The sequence below is a fragment of the Rhodopirellula sp. UH5 genome (assembly GCF_056839225.1).
Window position 1 is genome coordinate 4,977,290 of record NZ_CM166390.1, and the last position, 12,363, is coordinate 4,989,652.

At 56.2% G+C, this 12,363-nt stretch carries 9 protein-coding genes; 3 read left to right on the top strand and 6 right to left on the bottom strand.

The genetic code is table 11. The features are described from left to right. Nucleotides 1-25: 25 nt before the first annotated feature. From UH5x_RS17595 to UH5x_RS17615, 5 genes are all read right to left on the bottom strand, one after another. Complete coding sequence (locus UH5x_RS17595; protein WP_482633180.1) at nucleotides 26-2,353, bottom strand: efflux RND transporter permease subunit; 2,328 nt, start codon at nucleotides 2,351-2,353, stop codon at nucleotides 26-28. After that, a complete protein-coding gene (locus UH5x_RS17600) occupies nucleotides 2,350-3,018 on the bottom strand; it encodes a signal peptidase II (RefSeq protein ID WP_047816549.1) in 669 nt (222 codons plus the stop codon). The genes UH5x_RS17595 and UH5x_RS17600 overlap by 4 nt, the downstream gene beginning before the upstream one ends. Nucleotides 3,019-3,220: 202 nt before the next feature. Continuing rightward, the gene (locus tag UH5x_RS17605) at nucleotides 3,221-3,655 is read right to left on the bottom strand and encodes a thioredoxin family protein (protein ID WP_083435124.1); all 435 of its coding nucleotides are present in this window, start codon (nucleotides 3,653-3,655) and stop codon (nucleotides 3,221-3,223) included. Between the two features lie 191 nt (nucleotides 3,656-3,846). Continuing rightward, entirely contained in the window at nucleotides 3,847-4,749 is a 903-nt protein-coding gene (locus UH5x_RS17610) for a DUF1571 domain-containing protein (RefSeq protein WP_047816551.1), read from the bottom strand. Between the two features lie 306 nt (nucleotides 4,750-5,055). Further along, nucleotides 5,056-5,292 (bottom strand): hypothetical protein, encoded by a 237-nt coding sequence (locus UH5x_RS17615; protein WP_047816730.1) that lies wholly within the window; start codon nucleotides 5,290-5,292, stop codon nucleotides 5,056-5,058. A 332-nt stretch (nucleotides 5,293-5,624) separates the two neighbouring features. Between UH5x_RS17615 and UH5x_RS17620 the strand changes: the two genes are divergently transcribed. The 3 genes from UH5x_RS17620 (at nucleotide 5,625) to UH5x_RS17630 (ending at nucleotide 9,256) form a co-directional block, all read left to right on the top strand. Further along, nucleotides 5,625-6,458, top strand: a complete 834-nt coding sequence (locus UH5x_RS17620) for a hypothetical protein (protein ID WP_047816731.1) — start codon at nucleotides 5,625-5,627, stop codon at nucleotides 6,456-6,458. A gap of 73 nt (nucleotides 6,459-6,531) precedes the next feature. Continuing rightward, nucleotides 6,532-8,607: a serine/threonine-protein kinase gene (locus UH5x_RS17625; protein ID WP_482633181.1), complete on the top strand. Its 2,076-nt coding sequence runs from the start codon at nucleotides 6,532-6,534 to the stop codon at nucleotides 8,605-8,607. Beyond that, nucleotides 8,588-9,256: a hypothetical protein gene (locus UH5x_RS17630; RefSeq protein ID WP_482633182.1), complete on the top strand. Its 669-nt coding sequence runs from the start codon at nucleotides 8,588-8,590 to the stop codon at nucleotides 9,254-9,256. Before UH5x_RS17625 ends, UH5x_RS17630 begins: the two co-directional genes overlap by 20 nt. Before the next feature lie 89 nt (nucleotides 9,257-9,345). On the opposite strand, the gene UH5x_RS17635 is transcribed toward UH5x_RS17630, so the two are convergent. Beyond that, complete coding sequence (locus UH5x_RS17635; protein ID WP_482633183.1) at nucleotides 9,346-12,258, bottom strand: leucine-rich repeat domain-containing protein; 2,913 nt, start codon at nucleotides 12,256-12,258, stop codon at nucleotides 9,346-9,348. Between the last annotated feature and the right edge of the window lie 105 nt (nucleotides 12,259-12,363).

Below are 12,363 nucleotides of genomic sequence, written 5' to 3' on the forward strand. Positions count from 1 at the left end.
CTTGAGTTTCAGGGTGAGATTGGAATCAAGGGGAGGTTGTCCGCCGGTCGACGGCAACGATAACGGCGGGCAACAGCATGAGATTGGTCGCAGCAGAAGCGGCCAAGGTGGCGGCAATCAACATGCCAAAGGTCGCGGTGGGAATGAAAGGGCTGGTCATCAAAATCCCGAAGCCAACCACCAATGCCAATGTCGCCAGCAAGATTGGAGTCGCCACATCCGTCGCCGCCTCCGTGGCTGCGGTCGAGGGATCCAGCCCCGCCACTCGGCCGCGTTGGTAGCCGGCCAGAAAGTGAATGGAACCATCGATCGACAACCCGATGGAGACCGCACCAATCATGGCGGATCCCAAATCCAAGCCACCTCCCACCAATCCCATCAGAGCCAGGACGAACATGACCGGCAGCGTGTTGGTCAACAACGCAACGATTGCATATCGCACGCTTCCTGTCGCGATTCCGATCAGCAACCCCACCAACGTCAAGGCGATCGCCAGTGCGTTCCACTGATCACGCAGCAGGCTGCTGACCAGTTGCGACATCAACACCGAGTAGCCCGTCACGAGTGAACGCTCGTCAAAGCCCTGAGCCGCCTGGGAGACCCGCTCTATCAGTTTGCGTTTGACTTCACCGGGCAGACCTTCTTCGCTGCGCAGCATGATCCGCAATTGACGTTGGCTGCCTTCCTGGGGCGGATCAAACGTCAGCAACGCGTCCGCGAAGGTTGGGATGGCGGTTCGCATTCCAGCTAGCCGGACCTCCGGCGTGACGAGCGACAACAACGGACTCATTGCCGCAACCTCATCGGCATCCGCGAGCGACAAGACTTTGGTCAGGCCATGAGTTTGCCCCGTGACTGAATCGACCACTTCCAATTCACGCAGCTCAGTTTCGAATTCCCGAACACGATTTGCGTACTCGGGGGTGATGGTGTCGGGAGCTGGCAGGACGACGTCCCACACGCCCGCCCCACCCAGTTGTTGTTCCACCCTCTCGTACGCCTGAACGATGCGACTGCTGTCACGAAAGTTGCTCAAAAAACTGGTTTCGGTTTTGAGTCGCGTCACCATGATGGTGCACAAGATCAAGGCGATGACAGAGGCCATCGACAAAAGCTTTCGATGACGCAGGCTGGTCGAGACCAGGTGAACGAGGAATCGTTTTGATGGCGAGCGTCGATCATCCAGAGGCGTCTCATGTGACTGCTCGCGCTTCCCAGAAGGCAGGCTCATCAAAGCAGGGGTGAACCAGATCAAGGCGGCGACAATGGCTACGGCGGCCACGGCGGTCATCGCGCCAAACTGCTGCACCGGCCGAACGTCCGATTTCAGCAGCGATGCGAAACCAGCCGCGTCGGTGAGACACGTCCACAGGATCGGAATGGCCAAGAAGGCAATGACTCGAACGGTCGATTCGCTTGAATTGGATGACACGTTCTCGCCCCCGCTGTCGCGAGACCGGACACCAAGGTGCATCACCGCGGCCACCACAATGACCGCAATGATTGCGATCAAGATGGTCGAAACCAATGACATTTCCATCCCCAAAGCAACGATCGAGGCTCGGGTGCAGACCGTCGCCCAGGCGATCGCCATCGCGGCCAACAAAACGACTCGGTAGTCTCGCAGGGTCAGTAGCATGACCAGGCTGAGCAAACCGATTGTCCCCAGTGCCAGTCGGTTGCCATCCGCTTGAATCATGTCAAAGGCATCATCGAGCAACACCGGTTCGCCGACTAGAACCGGAGCCCGCTGGGAAGGGATTTGGTCGGCCAGCCGCTGCAAGTCCTTGATGGCTGACTCGGTGTGGCCCGGTTGAAGCATCGCGACGATGGCAGCGGTCTGCTCATCTCGGCCGTGCGTGTATCCCGCGAAAAGTTCTCGAAATGAATTCGCGACGGGGTCGTCTTCCGCGAGCATCTTCGACGGTGCTGGAGTGGCCTCCGGATTCGATGGGATGGATCCGCCCAGGAGTGAGAACTGAGGGCGGATGTAAGCAAATGCCTGGACCAATTTCGCGACGGAAAGAACCCCCCGTACGCCCTCGATCGATTCGGCCGACTGGGTCCATTTTTGGTTGCGTGCGACCCCCTCCGGTGTCATCAGCTCCGTGTCATCGTAGACCAGCATGACGACCAAATTGCCGCCGAAAGTTTGTTGCAGATGTTGGTACTGGTTCAGAGTGGGATCGGACGGCGAGAACATCGCGGCCAGAGAGCGATCCATGCCCAGGTCGGTCTGGTAAATCGCCAGCGGGATCGCCGACAGGCACCCCATGCAGAACAGCCACCAACGCCCCACCCACAAGAATCGGGCGAGTCCGTGACGCGGGGCAGCGATCAACGAAGTTCTCACGAGGCAGCCGGCTTCGCACCTTCGCTAGGGGCCGCAATGTCATCGTCGGGAGAGGCGGTGCCAGCAGGTTCGTTGTGCGGCGAAGGTGGGAAGAAAAAAGATTGAATCAACAACATGATTGCTCCGGTGACCAACAGGGAATCCGCAATGTTGAAGTTGGGCCATTTCCATTGCTCCGACGCTTGCCAGAGAATCCAATCGCGAACGCCGCTTTGCCACTGATCGGGCAGTCCGGGTTCCCACCAGAATCCTAGGCGGTCGTAAAGGTTGCCGATGATCCCCCCGGTGATGCATCCCAAAGCGAATGTCAACCAACTCGAACGGGCTGCCTGGAAGAAGAACAGCCAGGCGACGATCGCCACGGCGGCGATCACTGAGATGGCTGCGAACATCAATCCCTGGCCGGCTCCCAAGCCGAAGACCGCGCCAATGTTCACAGCGGTTTCGATTCCAAAGTAGCCTTCGATGATCCAGTGAACATCTTGGGTTCCGGGCAGGCCGCGCCAGCGGAAGATGACTTCTTTGCTCCACAGGTCCAGTGCCCCTCCGGCGACGGCCAGCCCGAAGAACAGTGCGTAGCGGCTGGCGGGGAAGGCCGCTGTTTGGGCAGCGGTGTTCGACGAATCGGATTCGTATCCGGAAAGATTCTCTTTGGCTGAATTCATTCGGGCGGGCCAAATGGAGGAACGCCAGGCTCGGTCGCCTGTTCGTGGTGCTTCAATCAGCCAGCACCGTAGATTGCTGCGGCAGAAATTCCCAGATGACTATTCGAGAAGATCCGGCAAACGTTCCAGAATGTGGGTCCCAAATTTGAACTGAGGTCCCAGGGCCTGCGGTTGCAAAAACGCAGACGGGCTCAGGCCGAGGTCACTGGTAGCTTGCGACCCAATTCCGCAGTTCCGACTCCGAGCGATACCCAACTTCGTCAGCCAGAACTTCGCCATTTCGGACCAAGAACATTCGGGGGATGCCCTGAATACCAAATTTCGCAGCGACTTCTGGACGCTCGTCCACATCAACGGTGACGACGTGAACGTCCTTTGGCAGAGTCGATGCGAGGGAAGCGATTTCTTTGTCGACCTGTCGACATGGACCACACCAGGGGGCACCAAACTTGACCAAGACCAGGCTTTCGTTGTCCGCTGAGCCGACGACTTGCTGGATCGCATCCGCAGGAATATTCGCTGGTGGGACCGAGTTGCTCGGTCCATTGCAGCCGATGAAAAACAGCGAGACCAGGCCGATGAATGCCGCTGTGATCGAAGTCACGGCGAGTGATGCGGGGCGAGAAATGGACGGCATGATCAGACTCCGCGAACAGCATGGCCGGGGTGGCCGAAAGGAAGGCGGCCGCCAAATTGGACGGCCGAGGGAAAGGCAAGGCAGGGAAAAGGAAACAACCGATTGTACTCCCATAAGAGCAATGACTGTTTCCGAGATTTCCCCGCATCGGATTCCGTTTGCATTCTGTCCGCTTTTCAGCAGAGATGCTTTTACGAGTGGAAGTTGTAGGCTTCGTTGTACGGATCAAAATCGGCGTCCGTCAGCCCGACGTTGACCTTCAAGTTGAGGTAGTTGTACTCCTCAATCACCTCGCCACGTTCACCGCCGGCCTTCGGCCAATCGTGGGCAATGTAGCGAATGGGCATGTTCAGCTCATCGTCCATGAATACCTCGGCGGTATGGAATTCCGCGTCCGGGCGACGGGTCGGCTGAGTCAAACGCAGCAAAGTGCACTGACGATTTTGAAAGCGAGCCCCATTGCGCAACTCTGCGTGTACATCTTCGAATTGAAGAGCCTTCTCGCCTCGTTCGATCAATTTCAAAATCATGTTCTCGACACCGATCTCGGTCATCGGATATCGCTGGCCACGCATGGCAAGCATCCCGGTTGGCGGAATCGAGACGGTTGGCAAAAAGCGGCCTTTGAAGCCACCTTCGTGAGCGACAATGTTGCCGTTGTTTTGATTCTCGACGTAAATGACTTCGCGACCTTTCACCGAGGTAGGTTTCGCAAATGCCAAATAAACGCTGAATGGTTGCACTAAACGACCGTTCGCCTCTTTGCGATTGCGAACCTTGATGGTCATGAATTCGTGTTCGCCGATGGTGTCACCGATGCGTTCCCGTTTGACCAGAACGGCCGTGTAGTCATTGACTTCCGTTTTGGAACGTGTCAGCGATTGACGAGCCATTTCCAAGCCACGAACCAAAGCGGCTTTCGCGGAACTGACGGGGGTGGCCGGTGAAGCCTTCTGTGCGGACAAGGCGGCGTTGGCGACCCGGTGGACGGGTTTGGTCCACTGAGGATCTTGTCCGAAGAGGTTCGATTGAGAGAGTCCACCAGCCAGCAATCCGCCGGCGAGTCCCAAGAATTGACGACGAGGGGTATTCATCTCAGCTTCCTTGCTGGGTGTGGGTCAGGCATTGAGTGGGAGAAACGCCACGGGAAGGCGGTCCATGTGTCTGCGTCAAGCAAGATCGACCGACTGAGCGTGCATCAGCCAATTCTGTGGTCGACTCAACTACAACCCGAACAATCCGAGTAACCATCCGGAGGAATTTGCGATCCAGGCAGCGGAAAACCAAGCTGGAACGGGGCCGACAATAGCAAAATGTCAGCGTGAGGACCAATCCAATCGTGAAAAGACGTCACGAAAAGTTCATGGCGGTGGCGATTGCGGTGAAATCGCCCAGATGACTCAACGCGATTCTTTTAAACCACGCAGGACGGAGCTTTTCGTTTGAAACGCAGACAATCGTGTTTCCATTTCTGAAAGATCCGTGTCAATCCAATCGCCCAAGGCGGTGTGGACCGATTCAGCGTCGAACAGGGCGGTGATTCGTCCCCAGTCGAGGCACTGGATTTTATGCCGTGGTGAGCCGGTATCAGACGGCACCCATTCAGACGGATTCGGTGTTGGCGATGAAGTTGACATGGTTGTTTCCCCAGGACCATTCCAGATGGCTTCACCCAGGTCTAGGTTCGGCAAAATCGTGGCCGAAGAATCAATGTGGTTTATCGAAAACCTACGTTGAACGCGATTGAAACACGTGGGAATTACGTGAAAGGAAGAGAAAACAGGAGTTTGAGGCACAGCCTTTCTACGGATCGGACCCGTTGCAGGTCGCCGAAATTCACCCGGAAAGTGGGATTTTCGGTTTTTTTGCGCCCGTTTGCCAAGACGCGACTGCCTGGAACGAAGAACACGATGATGCGGCACTGACTCCGCCCCGAAATCCCACGAAATGTTTTCTCAGGAGAACAACGATGCTCAAAAAACTAGTGCTGGCAGGAACCGCTGCCACTTTGTTGTCCGGTTTGTCCATTGCCACGCCAGTTGGCAGCTACGCTCGTTGCGGGTGGTCTTACCTGACCAATTCCGCCAGCGACGCGGTTCCATTGGAATGGGAGCTCAATCGCGCCCGCCAATTGATCGTGGATTTGAAACCCGAGATTCAACAAAATGCTCGCCGAATCGCTCAGGAAAAAACCGAAGTGGTTCGATTGCAACGTGAGTTGTCCACGACGGACGAGAAGCTGGCGAAAGCGAAAACGGACATCGAACGGCTGACGAACGATTTGCGTGACGAAAGCTCGATTTATTCTTACGGGGGAGTCACTTACACGTCGGCCCAAGTGAAATCAGATTTGGGCAATCGCTTCAAACGATTCCAAACTCGCCAGCAAACCTCGGAAAAGATCCGGCAGATGCTCTCCGCTCGCGAAGCTTCGCTGGCCGCTGCTTCCGAGCGAATGGACGCCATGCTGGACGCCAAACGCCAGTTGGAAGTCGAAGTGGAGAACCTGCAGGCTCGCTTGGGTGCCCTGCGTGTGGCGCAAACCAGCACGCAACTGCATCTGGACGACAGTGCATTGTCGGACACGCGACGCTTGCTGGACGACATTGCCACGCGAATCGACGTCGAAGAGGAAACGATGAAGGTCGATGTCGAGTATTTCGGCGAGATCAACTTGGATGAGCCCTCGGACGAAAACCTGCTCGATGATGTCACCTCCTACATGCAAAAGCTGGATGGTGGCGACAATCAGGCCTACGTTTCGATTCAGTTGGATGAAGAAAACAGCGATTCATCGCTGTGATCCGTCTGGCACGGGGAGCATCGGGCTCCCCGTGTGACCGTCCGAGTGAACCTGACGGAACGTTCTCGTCTAGATGAAAAGGCATGCGATGAGTGCTTTGGCCGATACAATGGAACTTCCCGCAGACTACTCGAATCCTTTGGCAACATCTCGCCCGATGAAATTCACCCATTCCCCCAACGATCTGGTCTTGGACCGATACACGATTCGTCGTGGCATCGGCGTGGGGGGATTTGGTGAGGTGTATTTCGCGGTCAGCCAAGCGGGCAAGGAAGTCGCGCTCAAACGAATTCAAAGAAACCTCGAGGTGGAGCTGCGAGGTGTTTCGCACTGCTTGAACCTCAAGCATCTGAATTTGGTCTCGCTTCACGATGTGTGTCGCGACGCCGATGACCAAGCTTGGGTCGTGATGGAATACGTCGCGGGGCCCAACCTGCGAGAGGTGATGGATGAGGCAGCGAAGTCCGCCGAATCGGATTCTCGCAACGTGCTGCCCAGCGGTTTGTTTGAATCGCAAGTCCGGCACTGGTTTGCCGGTGCGTCCGCCGGGGTGGCTCATTTGCACTCGGCCGGTTTGGTTCACCGTGATATCAAACCTGGCAACCTGTTTGACGACAATGGCATTGTCAAAGTCGGAGACTACGGGCTCAGCAAGTTCATTTCCGCGTCCCATCGCAGTGGGCACACCGAGAGCATTGGAACGTTCCATTACATGGCCCCCGAGATTGGTCGGGGACAGTATGGACGCGAGATCGATTTGTATGCACTCGGTGTGATCTTGTTCGAGATGCTGACGGGCGAACTGCCGTTTGATGGTGAGACCCCGCAAGAGATCATCGTCAAACATTTGACCGACTCACCGGACTTGTCCCGGGTCCCCAACCCGTATCGAAATGTGATTCATCGATGCTTGCAAAAGGATCCCAGCAAACGTCCACGTGACGTCGCGGAGATGCTTTCGTTGGCTTCGATGCCTTCGGACCAAACGCCAGTTTTGGCGGAGGTGGTGACTTCGGAATCGAAGCCATTCGACAGCGATTCCTCCCGTTTCCAGTCGAAGAAACGTCGACACGCCGATCCTGTGATTGCCGCCGGATTGGCGTCGCCACACGCTGGCGGTGCGTCGATGGTTCTGAATTCATCGGCAGGGGAAGAACCGATCGCTCGAGCTGTTCGCAACAGTTTTTCAGATGCACGAGCGTGGTGGCGAGCGTTGGAAACGTCCCCCGGCATCAAATTGGTCTTGGCTGTTTCTGCGGTCGCGATTTTGTTGATCAACACGCATTGGTTGCTACCGGTGCTGTCGATGGTGGGATTTTTCTATGTTCCTTATTACGTGATTCGTCATGTCGTGTTGCAGCTGTCGGATCCCACGTCCTATTCGCCAACGTCAACGGATTCGCAAGGCCTGCGGCAGGGCGGCCCCCATGCTCACGCCGTTGCGAATGTTCGCCCAGCGGTCAAACCGACCATGACAAAAGCTCAAGTTCGATCGCTGTTGAGAACCAGCTTGTCGGACCGAACTCGGTTGTCACGGTCGGCCGAATGGGCCACGTCGGGAATGACCTCCATGATTGTGGCGGGTGTCCTGTTGTTGCTCAGTTCCGTGATCGGGATGCGCAGCACCCCGTTCACACCAATGGCTTTGGCACCTTATGTGTGGATGGCCCTGGTGATTTGGCTGGGAGCATTCGGATTGCTAGGGATCGGAAAGTTCTGGGAAGGCAGCGACGGAGAAGGCTTGGTCCGCCGCCTGGTGTCCTCGTCTTGGGGAGCCTGTTTGGGTTTGCTCGCGTTCGTGCTCGGTCATTTTTTGATGGTCCCGATGGATGAAGGTTTGGGACGAGACATTGATGCGACCGTGCTTCCCGTTTCGTTCTACTTGGAATCAGGCGTCCCCAAAGCGGCCGCCATGATGGGGCACTTCGCGTTGCTGTTTGCTTTGCTTCGAATGTGGAAACCTGTCGACCCCCTGCGTCGCGTTCGGTTGAGCCTGTGGGCGGTCACCGTCGCGGTGGTGGGTGAATGGGTTGTGCACCAAATCGTTCCCGTCCCTCAACCCGCGGGCATGTTGATTGCCGGCGGCGTGATCGTGATGACTCAATTGTCAGCTCCTTGGGTGAAAGCCGATGCAATCTCAACCGTCTGAATACCGATGGTTGCCGATTGCGGCAGCCATGTTCTTCCTGAGCGGTCTGCCAGGTTGGAACCCCTCGACCACCTGTCACTGCTTTGCCGACGATGAAATCAAAGTCGAGCTGGAGCAGGACAAGAATGACGCGGCTGAACTCAGCGTCGCGCCGCTGTCGCATTTGATCTATCCCTCTGACCGCCCCGGATGGATTGATGAGCCGTCCAAGAATGATGGAGACGAATACAGCGTGGTGGTGACGTCGGGACCGAGTGATTCCGTGGAAGAAGCCGACGAGTTGCTCGTCGTTTACGCTCGCGGGGCCGTCCAAAGTTACGTTGACGCGTTGATGTCCCAACACGATTGGGCGACCGCGCCCGAGATGATTCCGCTGGACGTTGATTGGATTCGCGACGAATTGGTGGTGCGCCGCTACGAAGGCAGTGTCCAAGTGGGCGATGAGACGAAGTACGAGAAAGCGATCCTGATTCGGATTGAGCCAGACGACAAAAAGGTCGTTGAAATGGCCATTGCCGATCGGCAGCTGCGGGAACGTTTGACCGCAACCGGAATCGTGATCCTGGGTGGTTTCACGTTGCTGGTCGGAGGATCGATCGTGCTAGGTGGGTTGGCTTCTCGTCAGCAGAAAACCACTTCGATCGTTTGATTCGGAATGACGTGAGTCATTCGTGTTGTCGCTTGATCAGTGCGTTTGCAGTTGGCACGCAAGGATTGGATTGGGTGACCGTCAGTCGCTCACTCGTTGGCCGCCAATTCGTTGACCGACCGAAACAACTCCGTTGAGAAGGCACGTTCGGACTGCATCCGAAACTCAGCCAAGTCCACGACAATGTGTTGGTGTGGCTCCGGGGGATCCTCCGAGGCCTGACTGCCCGACACGAGCTGCACCGTGTTGTCTTGGCTTTCCAGCATGGAAAGATCGCTGCTGTCATCTGGGAAGGACGAGTCTTCCAGTATCATGCTGTTTATCGATCCTGGGAACGGGATTGGACGTCTGCTCGGTAGCACAAAGGATGGCCGACGAACGCGACAGCCGATCAATCGAGTGCGATAGGGAGGTGCAAAATTGACGAAGAAGGACTGGTCGTGCACACCCAAATCCAAGGTCAGTTGCGGGTTAATTTGAAGCAGATTTGCGATCTGTTTTGGTTCTAAGAAACAGTCCTTCAAGACCACGCGGCGGAGAGTTTCGGAGTCGGCAAGGACTTGAAGATGTGCCTCACTGAGGGAGCAACCAGCTAAGTCGAGAGCCTCAAGGTTGCCGTCCGTGAGCAGACGTCTGAGATCTTCAGCTGGGAAATCAACACCGCTCAGATTCAAGGAAGACAGCTGGTACAGCGAGCTGACAATGCGTTTTGCATCTTCGTCCAAGGGCACGCGAGCGATGGAGAGCCTGCGAAGCGACGGAATCGCACGCAGCCAATGCAAGGTGCGCGAAGACACCTGCGTGTCGTCAAAATTCGCAACTCGCAACCGAAGCAGCTTTGACCAATGTGACGCCACGTCATCGTCCACACGACATCCAGGGAGCTCCAAGCCAGTCAGATACCGGTACTGTCCCAACGCCTGAAGTCGTTCCTTTGAGATGTTGGGGTAGGCCAACATCAAGTGATCAAGGTGTTTGAATTTCAGCATTTGGTCGATCACGCTGTCGTCAAGCTCGGGACCGCCACCGCCGAAGTAGCGCAGTTTGGTGAGCCCTTCCAGCTTCGCCTGTCGAGGCCAAGGGCTTTCGATCAAAAGTTCATCGAGAAGCGGCAGGTCGACCAACTGCAAATCCTCGATCTCGCCACGGATTTGAATCGATCCTCGAAGTCGCGGAAGGCTTCGAAGCTCAAGGCGATTCAGCTTGGAAACCTCGAAATGATCCAACGAAGTCAGGCTTCGATTCTCGGCGATGGTCAGCTGATCCAGGTCCGAAAGATCGGCGTGGAGACTTCGGAGTTTGGGCAGCTGCACAAGGCATTTCTCAAGCCATTCTGCCGAGATTCGGCAATCGCGGATGGCAAGGGATTGCAGTTGGTTCAGGCCAAAAACCCAGTCCAAATCAGAGTGCTTGAGGTTGGCTTTTTGGAGGTGGAGGTGCTTCAAATAAGAAAGCGAGGCGAGCCGTTCGTAAGATTCCGGCGGAAACTGAACACCCGCCAAATCAACTTTGCTCAAGGAGGGCGTCTGAGCAATTTGTTGCAGCCACGCATCGTCGCCCGCAACGATCGAATCTTCGGCCGTGATCTGGCCCTGTGAGTCATACCGGTACACGCCCAAGTAGATCTCTTTCAGGCGACCGACATCCTCCAGCCGAAGCTCTTTCAAGTCCGCGGCATGACATTCCAGCCGGCGGAAGTTGGGGACATTCACCAGGTGGACGGATTCAAACCGAGTCAGGCCATTCAATTGGTCCTCACGACCATACAGCAGCATCAGATCAATTGGTTCAACGATTTGTCGGAATCGCGGCAGGTTCTGTGCGTGCAAGGAATGTTTTTGCGAGCGATCCAGCTCAATCGTTTCCAGGGAAGGCATGTCCGTGAGCGACAATTGGAGCGTCGCATCATTGTAGATTCGGATCGAATCGCGAATGGACAGGCGTTCGAGGTTCGGCCACTGGGACAGATTCAGGTGTCCCTGTTGGCCCGGTTTCGGACGGCTGAGGATCAGTGAGCGACAGGTGGACGCCCACTTTGGTTTGGAGATGGCATTGAGACTCAAAGGGTTGCGGCGCAAATCGACGTGCTGAAGCTTGTCCATCTGGTTGATCAACGCTGCCATCTGGGAATCCAGATTGCATTGTTCGATTCCGAGGTACATCAGACGCTTGCAGTCTCGGATGTCCTCGCAAACCTTCTCCGAAACAGGCGAACGGTTGAGCGACAAACTGGTCAGCTCGATGGCATCACCAAGTGGATCGAGCGAATGTTCATGCAAATGCCCATCGAAGACCAAAACCGATCGCAGTGTCGGTGTGCCAAGCAGCGTTTGCAGAGCCTTTTCAGAGGGCGAATAAAGCTCCACCGTACGCAGTCGCAAAAAGGACGCGTGCAGTTGGATCGGAATTCTCTTCTCGAGAAATAGAGGGGCTTCAAAAGTGAATTGATAACCACCACGGCATTCCAGTGATTGAATCTTCGCCAAGTGGTGCTTGGCAATCCAGTTGCTGCTGAAAACCAGGCTGGCTGGCAGCAGAAAGCATCCCGAGGCAACGGCGATGTCAAATCTCCGTCGCGTCCGTTCGGGAGCTTCAGAAATTGCGATGCGCTCACCTCGCCAACACCACAGTCGAAACGCGAAATAGATCAGCGCCGAAGCAAAGAGGATGTCGCCCAGCAAAGCTCGGCCGGACCAATACTGTGGGGTGTGATTCGCAATTGCGGCCAGAGCGTTGCTGGGCTTTGACTTTGCCGAGGTGCCTTGGGATCCCTCGTCGATCAACACTTGGTATCGCCAAGGCCAACCGGCCCGAACGATTTGGTCTGGGTCCAAGACCGGCACCCGTTGCACCAGCGTGAACGGTTCGCCCATCCAGCTCTCGCTGATTTGCGTGTACCGCCAGGGAACATTGAGCAGCACCACGAGGATTCCGATCAAGGAACTGACAGCGTAAGCGGTCAGCCGGGTGCGACGGCGATACTGCGAAACGGAATCCACCAATTCGTTGCCCCATGCGAGTGCATTTTCCTTCGAGGGGGGGATTTCCGCCCCCGATGGTCGAACAGCGTCAGTCTAGCAGACCCAATTGGCGGACGAGACATGTTC